Source organism: Paenibacillus sp. VCA1 (assembly GCF_031583795.1).
Taxonomy (GTDB): domain Bacteria; phylum Bacillota; class Bacilli; order Paenibacillales; family Paenibacillaceae; genus Paenibacillus_AQ; species Paenibacillus_AQ albilobatus.
This window is the reverse complement of record NZ_JAVLSX010000003.1, coordinates 532,895-549,225: the sequence shown is the minus strand read 5'-3', so window position 1 is coordinate 549,225 and position 16,331 is coordinate 532,895. Positions and strand designations below refer to the sequence as shown.

Sequence of the window (16,331 nt, the reverse complement as noted above, 5' to 3'; positions counted from 1 at the left end):
TAGACCGGATGATTCATCCACAATGGCTTGAAACCACCGAAGGCGAAGTGGAAGGGGCTGTGAATAAAGCTTTGAAGTTTAGCGACAAGTTTTTGGCGTGGATTACAAATGTGGATATGTGGACAAATGTTTTGTTTGCCGGCATCCGTATCATCGTCTTATTTATCGTGACCCGGATCGCCATCCGAGTCGTTTCCAAAATCATCGACCGGTCGCTGGAACGGCACCAGCAGAGCCGGATCAATGTCAATCCCCGCAGGTTTGCCACGGTTGGCGAGCTTTTGAAAAACATAACGGCTGTCACGTGTAATTTTGTCATGGTGCTGCTGATCCTGTCGGAATTCAATTTCAAGCTTGGTCCGCTGCTGGCAGGCGCGGGTGTGCTGGGTCTGGCCATCGGTTTTGGCGCCCAAAGCTTGGTGAAGGATGTCATTACGGGATTTTTTATCATATTGGAGGATCAGTTTGCCGTAGGGGACGTCATCCAGACGGGGACCTACAAAGGGACGGTTGAAGTGATCGGGCTGCGCTCCACGCGAATCGTAAGCATGAATGGAGAGACGCATATTTTACCTAACGGGATGATAACGAGCGTGACGAACTTTTCCTTGTCCAATGCGCTCGCAATGGTCGATTTGCCGGTGAAAAACGAACGGTCGTTGGAGGATACCGTCGGCTTGATTAAGCAATCGCTGACAGGCGTGCAGGAGGAAAACCCGAATCTCATTGCGGTGCCCGACGTTCTCGGCATTCAGTCGATGAACACCAGCGAGTACGTGATTCGCATTGTGGCGCGGTGCGAGCCGAATACGAGAGCGGAAGTGGAACGCGACATTTTGGAGCATATCAAACAGGCTTTGGAGGCTGAAGAACGACAGCAGCAAGCGCTAAACGAAATGGCGGCTTCGGAAGAATAAAGGGGAGGAATAAAGGATGGAACGGAAAGTATTTCAACTCGGCGATATTGTGCAAATGAAAAAAAACCACCCATGCGGCAGCAACGAAATGGAAATCATCCGTATGGGAATGGACATTCGAATCAAGTGCGTCGGATGTCAGCACAGCGTCTTGATTCCCCGTGCCAAGTTTGAGAAAAACATGAAAAAAGTGCTTCGATCCAAAGATGTAAGCGAGAAAAATGCGGAATCAAACGAAAAGTAACCATTTGTAAATCAGCTATTGCATATTTTGTTGTCTTGTGATAAAATAAGTCTTGCTGCGGAAAGGTACCCAAGAGGTCTAAGGGGGCTGACTCGAAATCAGTTAGGCGTCGCAAGGCGTGCGAGGGTTCGAATCCCTCTCTTTCCGCCATTCCCTTTTTCATCAAACATACTTCATAGATTAACGTAATTGGACAAAACCTTTGGCTCCGTCATCGCCGAAGGTTTTTTACGTTGTCGGGCAAATTTCTGAATAAAAACCAAAGGAGAACCCGAAGGTCCTCCTGTTTGGCAGACGGCTACTCAATGGATTTTGGAATTCGTTCTACAACAAAACGTCATTGAAACTTCGGATAAAGCCGCGGAGCAATTTCCATTGCTCCAGACAAAATGTCTTTGGCACGTCCCCTCGCTTCTTTTAGTTATGCTGTTTCAGACTTCCAGTGATTTGTTACGCAGCTCAGGCCCAACGGAACCACACCTCTCTCGTAACCGTCTAATTGTATCATCTGCATTTTAGCGTCAGGTTATGCATGATCTGCGAAAAAATTTAGTGGACCTTTGCTTTCGTTTTCTTTTTCCACTTCCGGTCCTTGTTTGTCGTTTCCGGGAACGTTTCGCCGCGCTCCATAGTGATCATTTTCGGGTTTTGGATTTCGGTATGGAAGCTGACTTCCCCGACCTCCATGTATACCCCGGGGTTCGGCGCCTTGTCGCCGGGTTCGAATTCGGTTTTTTCACCCATGGCATAACCCTCCTTATCGAAATGAAAATGGACTGCTTCTGTAGTGTTTGCACATCGGAAGGAATCATGTGCGCCGTTATTTTTGCCAATTCAAGCATGGCTTGCATTCGGGCGGGCGTTTTGATATATTAATATGGTGCGAGTTTAGACTCGTTCCTTGCTCCTGACGCGATCAGGGGCCGAAGTCCATAAGGAGGTGAAAAATATGCGCAAATATGAAGTGATGTACATTATTCGTCCGGACATTGAACAAGAAGCCGTTCAAGCTGCAGTCGAAAAATTCCAAGGCATCATCTCCAACGGTGGGGAAATCACGAAGCATGAAGTGATGGGCAAACGCCGTCTTGCGTATGAGATCAAGAAATTCCGTGATGGTACTTTCGTTCTGGTTAACTTTACTGCAACTCCAGATGTTGTAGCAGAACTTGAGCGTATCATGAAAATTTCTGACGAAGTTATTCGTTATCTCATCACTCTTGACGTTGCCTAAGTTCCGAGCTTCGGCTAAAGTGATCCATTCGTTCGAAGGAGGGGAATCGATTGTTGAACCGTGTAATTTTAATTGGCCGTTTGACCAAGGATCCTGAGCTTCGCTACACGCCTGCAGGGGTTGCTGTAACGCAGTTCACACTGGCTGTAGACAGACCGTTTACGTCGCAAGGCGGAGAACGGGAAGCGGATTTTATTCCAGTGGTGACTTGGAGACAGCTTGCTGAGACCTGTGCAAATTACTTGCGCAAAGGCCGTTTGACGGCCGTTGAAGGTCGCATCCAGGTGCGGAATTACGAGAATAACGAAGGTAGACGCGTATACGTCACTGAAGTCATTGCCGATAACGTACGTTTCCTGGAATCGAGCCGTGAAGGCGGCAGCGGCGGCGGTCAAGGACCGCGTGAGGATTCCTCTTCTGGAGGCGGAAACCGCGGGAATAACAATTACTCCCGGAACAATTCCAATCAAGATCCTTTTTTCGATGACGGAAAACCGATCGATATTTCGGATGATGATTTGCCATTTTAATTACGGAAAGGACTGAACAGCATGGCTTTTAAACAAAGAGAAGGCGGAGACAACGATAAAAGACCGGCTCGCCGCGGCGGCCGTAACAAACGTCGTAAAGTGTGCTACTTCACTGTGAACAAAATTACTCACATTGATTATAAAGACACCGATCTGCTTAAGAAATTTATTAGCGAACGCGGAAAAATTTTGCCTCGCCGTGTAACCGGCACGAGTGCAAAATACCAACGCATGCTGACGATTGCAATCAAACGCTCCCGTCAAATCGCTTTGCTGCCATACACAACGGAATAATTCCGTTAGGCATAGAAGACCAGTATTCTGGATTTACCAGGATACTGGTCTTTTGTTTTTTAACCGCCTTTCAAAGCCGCGTAACGATCTACGAAAGGGTTATTCTAAAGCTGCTGCCATTGGAAAATCGTGTAAATTTATAAATTTCCCGGGCAATGACCATTTTACATAAAGATTTCAAGATCGGGATCTGCAAACACGTACACACAAAGATCCATGATCCCCTAAAATGTACAGGCACCGGACCGTGGACGTAGAAGAAGGCGTTCGACCCTGCCTATGATATAATAGAAAATGATCAGCGTATGTTCTGATGGACTAGCGGCAGGAGGGAACCTTCATGGGAATCGGAAGAATATACAGAAATTATTTTAAAAACAATATGTTCATGAAGATTCTTTTGATCTTCACTTTCATCGCCATTATGACGATTGTTATATTGTCATACTTGATGATTTCCTCATTGTCGCAGTCGATCGTAAATAAAGAACTGGATAATCAAAAAGCGGCCATGGAAAGCGTGAGCAGGTACATCGACAATCGGCAAAATGCGGTAGAGAATATCGCAAGGGATATGTATCGGAATGAAACTTTGTTCTCCAACATCTCTTTTTTAATGGAAAATCCTTATGCTGAATACGTACAGCACCGCATGGACCAGTATAATGTTCAAACAAACGGTTATTCAACGGACGCGCTTCAATATTTTCAAAATATTATGGATGAAAACGGCGATATCCGGAACATTATGCTGTACGGGTCTGAACATCAATATCTGTCTATTTTTAAATCAAACAAGCAGTTTAAGCAGCTCTCCACCAATTACGCCAATTCCTATATTCCCGAGGTTATGGCCATGGATACGAAAGGCATTACGGCTCCGAATGTTTGGGTGCGTAAAGCGGCCGATCAATGGGATAAGGAGTTGTACGCGATCAGAGTGTCCATCAATAACAAGCAGTTGAAAAATGCCGGCCAGTTTTTGGTGTATCTCGACTCGAACGGCATTTTGAATGCGCTTGAAACCTATAAAAACAGCTACAAAGGAAGCATCGTCGTTCTTTCTTCATCGGGAAGCGTATTATTTGATTCGGAGGGAAAATACTACGGCAAGACCTATCCATACGTGGATATCACGGATTCGCTTTTTGATGATCCACACGCAGGGCAGACCAAAAGCGGGGAAAGCATGTATATAAACAAGCTGATATCCACCGAAGGAGGATATGTGGTCATCGGCGCCGTTCCGAAAAATGAAATCGAATCCAGCTATTCGGGCGTTCGGCAAACGATCATTACGATCAGCGCGATTTGTATTTTGTTTGCTGTTCTATTTCCGGCGTTGTTCATTATCAATTTTGCCAATCGGACCAACCGGATTATCAAATTTACGCGAAAAGTGAAAAACGGCGATTTCGCCGCCAGAATCGACGATCCGCGCGAGGACGAGCTGGGGCAAATCTCGCGAAGCTTCAACGATATGCTGGATGAGCTGAATGCGTACATCGAACGGGTGTATAAGGCGGAAATTAAACAGAAACAGACGGAGCTTGTCGCGCTTCAGGCGCGCATCAACCCCCATTTTCTGTACAACACGCTGGAGGTTATCCGGATGAGAGCGATTTCCCAGGGAGCGAAAGACGTTGGGGAGATGATCTACAGCTTGTCCGTTCTGTTCAAAAGCCTTGTGCAGCAAAAAAGAAATTACACGCTTAAAGACGAGCTGGAAACCTGCAGGCTGTATCTTGAGCTGTTTAGAATACGGTATAAGGACAAGTTTGATTATACGATTGCCTACGATGCGAAGCTCGCCGATAAATCGGTCATGAAGCTTTCGCTCCAACCCATCATAGAAAACTATATCATTCATGGCATACGAACGGAGAGGTACGATAACCGCTTGTCGATCGAGATCAGGGAAGAAGGCGATATGCTGATCGCCAAAGTAAGCGACAACGGAAAAGGAATCGAGCCGGCACGTTTGAATGAAATTCGGGAGGAGCTGGAGAATCCGGAGGAAAGCGGCAAAATGTTTGGACTCCGGAGCGTTCACAGCCGCCTGCGTTTTCTGTACGGACCTGACTACGGAATCGAGATTGAAAGTCGGCCGGGTGAAGGTACGGTCATTACCGTACGTTATCCGAGCCGGGAAGGAACGGATGCTGAACATGTATAAAGTATTTATTGTGGATGACGAACCGTTTATCATAGAAGGATTGTACGATATTTTGGACTGGGCGTCGTTTGGGCTGGAAATCGTCGGGCACGCGGAGAACGGGCGGCAGGCGCTCGAGGCGCTGGCATCGATCCCGGCAGACTTGCTGATTACCGATATTTCCATGCCGGTGATGGGTGGCCTCAGCCTGATCGCTGAAGCGAGAAAACTCCACCAAGAGCTCAAGGTCATCATACTCAGCGGCTTTAATGAATTCGACTATCTAAAAGAGGGTATGAAGCTGGGGATCGAAAATTACCTGCTGAAGCCGATCAACGTGGAGGAGCTGGAGTCCACGCTGCGCAATACGGTGGAAAAAATGAACAGCATGAAATCGAGTGAACTGTACGGCGCCTTTGATAAGCAGATTTTAAAGGACAATACGCTTTACCGGTGGCTGACGGGACAAATCGGCGAAGCCGAATTTCGGGAACGGGCCGATTTGCTGGGGCTTGATTTTGAACAACCGTATTTGATTGCCGCCGTCATTCGGGCCAAAGGGGAAACGACCGAGGATTTGAACCGAATCGACGAAGAGTTAAGCAAATCGGAAGGAATCACGTCTTTCCGCGATGTGGATGGCGACCTGGTTTGGATCGGCGGCATGCAGCATTGGACCGAAGGGAAAAAGAGCTTTACGAGATTGCTGGAACGTGTTTCGGAAGAACTTGCGCAATTGAACGTCCCTGTCCAAATCGGGATCGGCAGCGTGGTCCGGCTTCCGGAGGAAGCTTCGCTCAGCTATAAGCAGGCAAAAAAAACCTTGGAGTATTTTATGGTGTATCCTGACCGGATCATCTTGGATTACGGAAATCTTGAAGGAAGCAGCGAAGGCGGCGATCGCGGGTTATCGATCCATTGGGAGGATTACGGCAAGCTTATTTTGGCCAGAGATCTTGAAGGTTTGGAGCGGAAAATCAAAGAAGATTTTTTGAAAATGCAGGGGATGGAGGGCGTTCGGCCGGAAGACCTTCGCAACGCAGGTTTGGAGCTGGTCATCCGGTTCAAGATGGAACTGGAACAGATCAAACATACGGACGAGTCGGATATTTTCAAAATAGGGCTGACAAACGTCCGAAACAGCGGAACATTCGACGATCTGGTCGCTTCACTTCAATCGGTCGCCGAAGCGACGGTGTCGTCGCTGCTGCAGGATGTTAAAAATCCGGTGGTCAGCCAGGTGCTCAGCTATATTCACAATCATTATGCCGATGAACTTTCGCTGAAGACGCTTGGCGCGCAATACCATATCCATCCGGTCTATTTGGGGCAGCTTTTCCATAAGGAAACCGGGGAATCGTTTGCGGAATATATCAATAAATACCGGATCGAAAAAGCAAAGGAACAGCTGAAAAACACGAACTTGAAGGTGCACGAAATCGCTAGAAACGTAGGTTATTGGGAAACGGGGTACTTCTACAAACAATTCAGGAAATATGTCGGGATCTCCCCGACGGATTATAAAAGCTTGGGGTAACCAAGACTGCATACTCTGGATGAAAATGGACTTTGCATCAATATTCGGGTCCGCTTGCATTCAGAGTATTTTTGTTTGTTTTCAGGGAAATTAAGAGCGTTATCATCTGCGGCGAAGCGGGAATTAAAAGCGGTTTCAGATAATTTGACAAAATCATGCAAAAATCGAATCTTTTCTTTAATTTGTACCCTGATTTATTAAGTTTATCTTCTTTTTGAAACTGCTTTCATCCGGTAAGGTTAACTTAGTTAGTACAGACAAGCCAGAGCGCTTATAAAGAGAAAAGAATCTGGCGCCCGCCCGAGGTCGGGTCGGGAAGAGATGCGCGAAGCATTCAAAAGGGAGGATATATCATGAGCAAGGGTAAAAAAAGCTTCTCGTTCGCACTGGCCATGTTGACGGCCTTGACGCTTGTCCTCAGTGCCTGTGGGGGAGGAAGTAACAGCGCCGAAAGCGATTCCAGTTCCGGAGGAAAAGGTTCTGACAAACCGGTCAACCTGATCTGGTACACCATCGGAACACCGCAAAAAGACGTGGACAAGGTCATGGCGGAAGTCAGCAAATATACCAAAGAAAAAATCAACGCAACCGTTACGATGAAAATGGTCGATTGGGGCGATTACGCGCAAAAGATGCAGGTTAACGTAGCATCCGGCGAGCCAATGGACATCATGTTCACGTCGGCAGGCGGATTCGATTATGTTCAAAACGCAAGAAAAGGCGCGTTCATGGAACTTGACGACCTGCTTGAAAAATACGGAAAAGGCATCAAGGAAACGATCGACCCTGCTTTCCTGGAAGGCTCCAAGGTCGACGGCCACAACTACGGCATTCCTGCCAACAAAGAGCTTCCTCAACAAGAGGTATGGCGCTTTAACAAAAATCTGTTAGACAAATACAAGATCGACACGACGAACGTAAGATCGCTGGAAAGCATCGAGCCGCTTCTGAAAACGATCAAGGAAAAAGAGCCTGGCGTGACGCCATTCGCGATGGACAAACAGTTTGTGCCTTACGTTCCTTATGATTACGTTATTCAGAACCTGCCGATGGCGGTGAAGCTGGACACGACGGATTACAAAATCGTCGACATCCTTGAAACGCCTGAAATGAAGCAAGCGCTGACAACGATGCACAAATACTATCAAGCCGGTTATGTAGCGCCTGAAGCTGCAACGACGGGTTCCACGAACGATCTGATGACTTCCGGCAACTGGTTCATGGACCGCGCGCAAACTCAGCCGCTGGCCGACAATAGCTGGTCTGCAAGCTACGGATATCCTGTCGTTTCGACGCCGGCAAGCGATCCGATCATTACGAACACTTCCGTACAAGGTTCGATCATGGCGATTTCGGCCAACTCCGAACATCCTGAAAAAGCGATGGAATTCCTGAACCTGCTGAATACGGATCCTGTGCTTCGCAACATGGTCGACTCCGGTATCGAAGGCGTTCACTACAAGAAGGTTGACGACAAGCATATGGAAAACCTTCCGGAATCCAAAAACTACGACATGCCGTCTTACTCTTTGGGCAACAACATGCTGCTGTACCTGAATCCGAATGATCCGGACGACAAATGGGATCAATTCAAGAAGTTCAACGCATCGGGTAAAAATTCTCCAATCCTGAGCTTTAACTTCGACAGCACGAAAGTCGCAACCGAAATGGCTGCCGTTCAAAACGTGAAAGAACAATTCTGGGCATCCCTGATGACCGGTACCGTAGACCCTGAAACCTACCTGCCGAAAGCAATCGCTGCCTTCAAGCAAGCCGGTCTTGACAAAGTCATTGCCGAAGCCCAAAAACAGCTCGACGAGTGGAGAGCCGCAAATAACAAGTAACAATTGAACGACATTTTTGGGATCGGGCGGGTGATCATATCGCCCGATCCTTTTTCATTTTTCAACATTCAGGAGGGAACACGATGGCTGCATTTTTTAAAAACCTCTTAAAGAACAAAGTCATGCTGTTTATGGTGCTGCCCGGTGCGATATGGTTTTTCTTCTTTTCCTATCTGCCGCTTGTGGGTACGATCGTCGCTTTTAAGCAATACCGTTTTAGCCGCGACGGCTTTTGGGCCAGCATCTTCAACAGCAAATGGGTAGGCTGGGACAACTTCAAGTTCCTGTTCAGCACAAGCGATGCTTACACCATTACGCGCAATACGTTATTGTACAACATCGCATTTATTTTTATAGGACTCGTGCTTTCCGTTGCGATGGCCGTTTTGCTGTCCGAGCTCGTCGGCAAAACGATGGCCAAAATATATCAAACCGGCATGTTCCTCCCGTATTTTCTGTCCTGGGTCATCGTCGGCTATTTTGCGTTCAGCTTCCTGAGCATGGACCGCGGCATGCTGAACCAGATTCTAGGCTGGTTTGGCGCAGAGCCCGTTCAATGGTATTCGGATCCTAAATACTGGCCTATTATATTGATCTTCGTCAGTTTGTGGAAGTCGGTCGGTTACAACAGCGTCGTGTATCTGGCTTCGATTATGGGCATCGATAAATCCCTTTACGAAGCGGCCATGATCGACGGCGCCAGCAAATGGCAGCAAATCCGCAATATCACGATTCCGATGCTTTCGCCGATCATCATCATTATGACGCTGCTTGCGGTGGGCCGCATTTTCTATGCCGACTTCGGTCTGTTCTATCAAGTTCCGAGAGACTCCGGTACGCTTTACTCGGTGACGAACGTAATCGACACTTACGTATACCGCGGTCTGAAAACGACAGGGGAAATCGGCATGAGTACGGCTGCAGGGCTTTACCAATCGGTCGTCGGTTTTGTTCTTGTCATCGTATCCAACTTTGTCGTGCGTAAAATTGACAAAGACAGCGCCCTGTTCTAAAAGATTTGAAAGGAGTGTCAGATTATGGCGAAGGTCGTCAGAAAAAAACGGGATTTTCATCATGTGTCCCCTGGTTGGAACGTCGTTCTCAACATCATCGCGGGGTTGTTTGCCTTCATATGCGTCTTTCCATTTTTGTTCGTCGTCATCATCTCTTTAACGGATGAAAAAACGTTGGCGACGGACGGCTACCGACTGTTCCCGGCCAAATGGAGCTTGGAAGCCTACCGGTTCGTATTTCAAAGCGGGGATACGCTGCTCCGTTCCTACGGGGTAACGATCCTTGTGACCGTGGTAGGTACGATCGTCAGCTTGATCTTGATTTCGCTATACGCTTACGCGATTTCGCGGAAAAGCTTCCGCTATCGTAGATTTTTCTCCATATTTGCTATTTTGACCATGCTGTTCAACGGCGGTATGATTCCTACTTACATGGTCGTATCGCAGCTGCTTGGCCTGAAAGATAGTTTATGGGCACTTATTTTGCCGCTTGCTATGAATGCCTTTTATATCATGATTCTCCGGACGTTTTACAGCACCAGCGTTCCTGAGGCGATTATCGAGTCGGGACGGATCGACGGTGCGGGCGATTTCTACATCTTCTTGCGCATCGTGCTGCCTTTGTCCCTGCCTGGTTTGGCAACGATCGGTTTGTTCAGCACGCTCGGCTACTGGAACGACTGGTTTAATGCCCTGTTGTACATCGACAATCCGAATTTGGTGCCGCTGCAATCCATGCTCATGCGGATCGAATCCAGCATTCAGTTCATTCAGCAAAACTCGGCGAATACTTCGCTCAGCATGGCGGCGCTGCAGTCGATTCCGCAGGATACGTCCCGGATGGCGATGGTCGTTCTGGCCACATTGCCGATTATTTTTGCATACCCGTTCTTCCAGCGTTACTTTGTTCAAGGCTTGACCGTAGGTGCCGTAAAAGAATAACAACATCACTATAAGCGGATAGGGAGAGTGGAGATGTTGCTTTATAAGGACACGACGAAATCGGCTGAGAAAAGGGCCGAGCATTTACTAGGCCTGATGACTTTGGAAGAAAAGGTGGGCCAGCTGGTGCAACCGTTCGGCTGGCAAACCTATGAATATAAAGACGGCGCCGTGACATTGACGGAATCGTTCAAAGAGCAGGTGAAAAACGGCGGCGTAGGTTCCCTCTACGGGGTTTTGCGCGCCGATCCGTGGACCGGCGTCACATTGGAAAACGGCCTGTCGGCCAAAGAAGGGGCTGAAGCCGTCAATCAAATCCAGCGATACGCCATGGAACATTCGCGTCTCGGCATTCCGATCCTGATCGGGGAGGAATGCTCACACGGGCATATGGCGATCGATAACACGGTATTCCCGGTGCCGCTGCTGCTAGGCAGCACATGGAACGTGGAACTGTACCGCGACATGTGCCACGCGGTAGCAGCGGAAACCCGCGCCCAAGGGGGAGCGGTGACTTATTCTCCGGTGCTTGACGTCGTGCGTGATCCGCGTTGGGGACGAACCGAGGAATGTTTCTCCGAAGACCCGTACCTGATCGGCGAGTTTGCCGCCGCGGCGGTTCAGGGGCTTCAAGGGGAACGTCTGGACAGCGACGGCAGCGTAGCGGCGACGTTGAAGCATTTTGCCGGATACGGAAGCTCCGAGGGCGGACGCAACGCCGGTCCGGTGCATATGGGCTGGCGCGAGCTGCTGGAAGTCGACCTGTATCCGTTCAAAAAGGCCGTCGAAGCCGGTGCGGCGTCGATCATGCCCGCCTACAACGAGATTGACGGCGTGCCATGCACGGTCAATACCGAGCTGCTGGAAGAAGTGCTGCGGAAGCAATGGGGATTCGACGGCCTGGTCATCACCGATTGCGGGGCGATCGACATGCTGGCTGCGGGGCATGATGTGGCGGAGGATGGCCTGGACGCATCCGTTCAGGCGATTGAAGCGGGCATCGACATGGAAATGTCCGGCGAAATGTTTGGGCGTTACTTGCTTGAGGCTCTTCATCAAGGCCGGCTGAACGTCGAAGTATTGGACCGCGCGGTGCTTCGGGTGCTGACCCTGAAGTTCAAGCTTGGTTTGTTCGACAATCCTTACGTCGATCCCGAGCGGGCCGAGCGCGTTATCGGCAGCGAAGAGCATCTGGGTTTGGCGCGCAAGCTTGCCGAGGAAGGCATCGTACTGCTTAAAAACGAAAACGGAGCGCTGCCGCTGGATGATCGCAGCGGCAAAATTGCGGTCATCGGACCAAACGCCGACGCCGGATATAACCAGCTGGGCGATTACACGTCGCCGCAGCCGCCGGAAAAAGTGGCGACGGTTTTGAAGGGAATCCGGGCAAGGCTAGCGAAAGAGTCTGAGCGCGTGCTCTACGCCCCGGGATGCCGTATTAAAGGCGATGACCGGGAGGGCTTTGAATACGCGCTGGCTTGCGCGAAGCAAGCGGATACCGTCGTGATGGTGGTAGGCGGTTCCAGCGCCCGCGATTTTGGAGAAGGGACCATCGACCTGAGAACGGGGGCTTCGAAGGTTTCGGACAACTCATGGAACGACATGGATTGCGGCGAAGGGATCGATCGCATGACGCTTGGCCTTGCCGGCGTGCAGCTTGAGCTGATGCAGGAGATCCATAAGCTCGGCAAACGCTTCATCGTTGTTTACATTAACGGGCGCCCGATCGCCGAGCCGTGGATCGACGAGCATGCCGACGCCATTTTGGAAGCATGGTACCCCGGACAGGAAGGGGGACATGCGGTCGCAGGGATTTTATTCGGTGACGTCAATCCGTCCGGCCGGCTGACCGTGTCCGTTCCGAAGCATGTCGGACAGCTTCCGGTCTATTACAACGGCAAACGGTCGCGCGGCAAGCGGTATTTGGAGGAAGACTCGAAAGCACGGTATCCGTTCGGATACGGACTCAGCTACACGACCTTCGGTTATGATCACCTGAAAATGACCAAGGATTCCATTGGAGTGAACGAATCGGCGGTCGTATCGGTGGATGTGACCAACACCGGCAGCATGGCCGGAGCCGAGGTTGTTCAGCTTTACATCTCGGATGTCGTCAGCCAAGCCAGCCGGCCGCTGATGGAACTGAAAGGGTTCGCCAAGGTTGAGCTTGCGCCGGGAGAAACCAAAACGGTTTCTTTTGAAATAGGAAAAGAGCAACTGCAGTACATTGGGCGGGATATGGAACCCGTTGTTGAGCCGGGCCTGTTCCAAGTCCACATCGGAAGGAACGTGAACGATACGCTGAGTACGTCTTTGACTGTACGGGAGGATGGATGATGGAACGGATCAGACGTTTTATCCGCGAACTGTCGGAAAACCAGTGGCTCGAGCAAATGGAGTACCGTCACTGGGAAATTACTCGTTCTTATTATAAGCTGCCAGGCGAATACGAGAATTCGGCCCCTTATCCGGAAGGGCAGGGATTGAACTCGTTTCCGAGCAAGCAGGGGACGACCTACTTTTTTAAAACCAAGCTGCAACTACCGGCCGAATGGACGCAAGAGCCATTTGGCCTTGTGTTCAAGTCGGGCGGAGAAGGATTGCTCCGCGTCAACGGAGCATCCTATCAAGGGCTGGACCGGAACCATACGTACGTTACGCTGGATCCGCGCGTCATCGGTGAATCCCCGGAGCTGGAGATTGAGCTTTTTGATCCGGTGCCGGAGCCCGTGGACCCGCTGAACCAACAGGCTGTGATCCAGCCCCCGATCACTTCGATTACAAGCCAACTCGTCAAACCGAATCGGGCGGTACAAAGTTTGATGTATACCGTTACGATCGTTCGGGATTCCACCGCGCTGCTGCCGCAGGAGGACTTCCGGCGAGTGAGGCTGATGGAAGCGTTGTACCGGGCCATGGACCGATACGTGAACCTGGATGCGGCTGCGATCCGCAAAGGCAGCGGGATTGCCGACATCGAAACCGAGTTAAGACGGGAAGTCCGGGACATCGGCGGAAACGCCGAAGGACTGGAGCATATGATCGGCCAGTCGCACATCGATATTGCCTGGCTGTGGCCCGTGCGGGAAACGGTGCGAAAGGCCAGTCGGACGTTTTCGACCGTCGACAGGCTGATGGAAGAATATCCGGAGTATCGGTATGCGCAAAGCCAACCGCTTCTGTTCGCCTTTTTGAAGGACAACGATCCTGAGCTGTTCGAGCGGGTGAAGGCGCGCGTAGCGGAAGGGCGTTGGGAACTCGTCGGGGGCATGTGGGTCGAGCCCGACCTGAATCTGCCGAGCGGCGAATCCCTGATCCGCCAAATGTTATATGGACAACGCTTTTATCAGGAGGAATTCGGCAAGACGTCGAATATCGAATGGCTTCCCGATACGTTTGGGTATTGCGCCTCGCTGCCGCAAATTTTAAAGCACGGAAAAGTGGACTATTTCATGACGACCAAGCTGGGCTGGAATGACACCAACCTGTTTCCGTATGATTTGTTCCATTGGGTGGGCATCGACGGAACGCCGATTTTGTCTTACCTCAACCATGGCGTCAATGAACATACGCTGCCGAAGGATATCCACGATCATTGGCAGTCTTACCGGGAAAAATCCAGGCATAACGAGCAGATGCTGCTCTACGGACACGGAGACGGCGGAGGCGGCGTGACCCGCGAAATGCTGGAATATATCGACCGCTCCGAACTGATGGTTGGGCAACCGGCAAGCCGCTACAGCACCGCGGCGCGGTTTTTTGAGGGCATTGCCGAAGCGAATCCCGTGCTGCCGACGTGGCGTGGCGACTTGTACCTCGAACTTCATCGGGGAACCTATACGACCCATGCCCGCAACAAACGAAACAACCGAAAAGCGGAAGCGTTATACCGGGAAGCGGAAATATGGAATTCGTTGGGGCAGCCGGACATGGCCGCATCGAAGCGGGAAGCCGCGCTGCAGCAGCTTCATGAAGGCTGGAAGCTCATACTGTTGAACCAGTTCCACGATATTATTCCGGGCTCTGCCATTACGGAAACGTACGAAACCTCCGATAAAGAATACGGAGAAATTTTCAATAAAGGGAAGTCGGGGCTGCAGGAGGGTGTTCAGGCAATCGCTGCGGCGATCGACACGACCGGGCAGGATGGAAGCCCGTATGCCGTGTTCAACAGCTTGGGCTGGAGCCGAAGCGCCACGATCCGCATTGAAACGCAGCAGGGAGCATGGGAGGCTTATGACGAATACGGTACAAGGCTCGAAACCGATCGGGTCGAGCACGGCGTATCCGTCCATGTTCCGGAAATTCCCGCATTTGGCTATAAGACGATATGGCTGAAGGACGCAACGGACACGTCATCCTCTCAAAAAACGGAAGACGCGGCCACGTTCGGAGATACATGGGAAACATCTTATTACATTGCCCGTTTTAATGAAAGCGGCGAAATCATCAGGCTGTTCGACAAAAAATCCGGACGGGAGATCGTCAAATCGGGCGAAAGCGCGAACCGGTTCCACTTTTTCCATGACCGTCCGACGTTATGGGATGCATGGGATATCGATACCCGGTACGAGCAGCAGCCGGCCGGGGAAGCTGAACTGCTTGAGAAACGGTTGGTTTTGTCGGGACGTACCAAGGACGTGCTCCGCTTCCGTTGGCGGATCGGCCAATCCGAAATCACGCAGGACGTCATTTTTTATCATCATGATCCACGGATCGACTTTCAAACGCATGTCAGCTGGCATGAAGCGCACAAGCTGCTGAAAGTAGGTTTTCCGATCGACGTGGTGACGGAAAAGGCGACCTATGAAATTCCGTTCGGATCGCTGGAACGGGCGACGCACCGCAACACCAGCTGGGAACAGGCGCAATACGAGGTATGCGGTCACCGCTTCGTGGACGTATCCGAGCATGGATACGGGGTCAGCCTGCTGAACGACTGCAAATACGGCTATGACGTTCAGGGCAGCACGATCCGTTTGTCCCTGCTCCGTGCGCCGAAATGGCCGGATGCAACCGCCGATCTTGGCGAGCACGACTTTACGTATTCGCTGCTTCCGCACAGCGGCGACTGGAGAAACGCCCATACGGTCCGCCATGCAGCGGAATTGAACCAAGAGATGCCTGTGCTGCCGCTGCAAGCAGGCAAGCAGGGAACACGCGCTGCCGCGCAGTCGCTCATCTCCCTTGATAGCCGCCATGTCGTGCTGGATACGGTGAAACCGGCCGAAGACGGCGCAGGCGTTATCCTGCGGTTCTATGAATCTTCCGGCGGACGGGAGCAGGTCGAATTGCAATGGCCTTATGCTTTCGAGGAAGCCTACCTTTCGAATGCGCTGGAAGAGCCCGCTCAGAAGCTGGAACGAAAGGAAGATCGCCTGACCTTGTCTTTTGCTCCGTTTGAGATTAAAACCGTACTCCTCCGGTAACCGACAGGATGTATAGCGTTTTTCAGTGCCGGGTTCCCGTATAGGATATGCAGGTGCTTGCATAGCTTCATCGCGGGAATGCCGGTCTTACGACTTGATTCATTTACGATAAAACAATATGCTTACTATTTCATTTTCATTTGAATCAATTTCATACCGTTAGTAGCTTTAATCAAGACGATATATTATCGG

13 protein-coding genes and 1 tRNA gene are annotated in these 16,331 nt (G+C 50.5%); 13 read left to right on the top strand and 1 reads right to left on the bottom strand.

The window, feature by feature from the left end; translation table 11 throughout:
- The first annotated feature begins 8 nt into the window (after positions 1 to 8).
- The 3 genes from RJP21_RS09015 (at position 9) to RJP21_RS09005 (ending at position 1,311) form a co-directional block, all read left to right on the top strand.
- Positions 9 to 917 carry a mechanosensitive ion channel family protein gene (locus RJP21_RS09015; protein ID WP_397386195.1) on the top strand — a complete coding sequence of 303 codons (909 nt, stop codon included), beginning with the start codon at positions 9 to 11 and terminating at the stop codon, positions 915 to 917.
- Positions 918 to 933: 16 nt separating this feature from the next.
- Entirely contained in the window at positions 934 to 1,161 is a 228-nt protein-coding gene (locus RJP21_RS09010) for a DUF951 domain-containing protein (RefSeq protein WP_310858979.1), read from the top strand.
- Between the two features lie 59 nt (positions 1,162 to 1,220).
- Positions 1,221 to 1,311, top strand: a tRNA-Ser gene (locus RJP21_RS09005).
- 399 nt (positions 1,312 to 1,710) lie between these two features.
- On the opposite strand, the gene RJP21_RS09000 is transcribed toward RJP21_RS09005, so the two are convergent.
- Positions 1,711 to 1,905, bottom strand: a complete 195-nt coding sequence (locus RJP21_RS09000) for a YjzC family protein (protein ID WP_160043061.1) — start codon at positions 1,903 to 1,905, stop codon at positions 1,711 to 1,713.
- Positions 1,906 to 2,110: 205 nt separating this feature from the next.
- Here RJP21_RS09000 and rpsF point away from each other — a divergent pair, with 205 nt between their 5' ends.
- The 10 genes from rpsF (at position 2,111) to RJP21_RS08950 (ending at position 16,139) form a co-directional block, all read left to right on the top strand.
- A complete protein-coding gene (gene rpsF, locus RJP21_RS08995; protein WP_160043060.1) occupies positions 2,111 to 2,395 on the top strand; it encodes a 30S ribosomal protein S6 in 285 nt (94 codons plus the stop codon).
- Positions 2,396 to 2,445: 50 nt separating this feature from the next.
- Positions 2,446 to 2,925 (top strand): single-stranded DNA-binding protein, encoded by a 480-nt coding sequence (gene ssb / locus RJP21_RS08990; RefSeq protein WP_160043059.1) that lies wholly within the window; start codon positions 2,446 to 2,448, stop codon positions 2,923 to 2,925.
- 21 nt (positions 2,926 to 2,946) lie between these two features.
- The gene (rpsR, locus tag RJP21_RS08985) at positions 2,947 to 3,219 is read left to right on the top strand and encodes a 30S ribosomal protein S18 (protein WP_036710728.1); all 273 of its coding nucleotides are present in this window, start codon (positions 2,947 to 2,949) and stop codon (positions 3,217 to 3,219) included.
- Positions 3,220 to 3,559: 340 nt separating this feature from the next.
- A complete protein-coding gene (locus RJP21_RS08980) occupies positions 3,560 to 5,395 on the top strand; it encodes a sensor histidine kinase (RefSeq protein ID WP_310858978.1) in 1,836 nt (611 codons plus the stop codon).
- On the top strand, positions 5,388 to 6,911 hold the full coding sequence (locus RJP21_RS08975) for a response regulator transcription factor (RefSeq protein ID WP_310858977.1): 1,524 nt from the start codon (positions 5,388 to 5,390) through the stop codon (positions 6,909 to 6,911). The genes RJP21_RS08980 and RJP21_RS08975 overlap by 8 nt, the downstream gene beginning before the upstream one ends.
- 353 nt (positions 6,912 to 7,264) lie before the next feature.
- Positions 7,265 to 8,755, top strand: a complete 1,491-nt coding sequence (locus RJP21_RS08970) for an ABC transporter substrate-binding protein (RefSeq protein ID WP_310858976.1) — start codon at positions 7,265 to 7,267, stop codon at positions 8,753 to 8,755.
- Between the two features lie 83 nt (positions 8,756 to 8,838).
- Positions 8,839 to 9,768 (top strand): ABC transporter permease, encoded by a 930-nt coding sequence (locus RJP21_RS08965; RefSeq protein ID WP_310858975.1) that lies wholly within the window; start codon positions 8,839 to 8,841, stop codon positions 9,766 to 9,768.
- A 24-nt stretch (positions 9,769 to 9,792) separates the two neighbouring features.
- A complete protein-coding gene (locus RJP21_RS08960) occupies positions 9,793 to 10,710 on the top strand; it encodes a carbohydrate ABC transporter permease (protein WP_310858974.1) in 918 nt (305 codons plus the stop codon).
- Between the two features lie 33 nt (positions 10,711 to 10,743).
- Complete coding sequence (locus tag RJP21_RS08955; RefSeq protein WP_310858973.1) at positions 10,744 to 13,047, top strand: glycoside hydrolase family 3 N-terminal domain-containing protein; 2,304 nt, start codon at positions 10,744 to 10,746, stop codon at positions 13,045 to 13,047.
- Complete coding sequence (locus tag RJP21_RS08950) at positions 13,047 to 16,139, top strand: alpha-mannosidase (protein WP_310859015.1); 3,093 nt, start codon at positions 13,047 to 13,049, stop codon at positions 16,137 to 16,139. The genes RJP21_RS08955 and RJP21_RS08950 overlap by 1 nt, the downstream gene beginning before the upstream one ends.
- Positions 16,140 to 16,331: the final 192 nt, after the last annotated feature.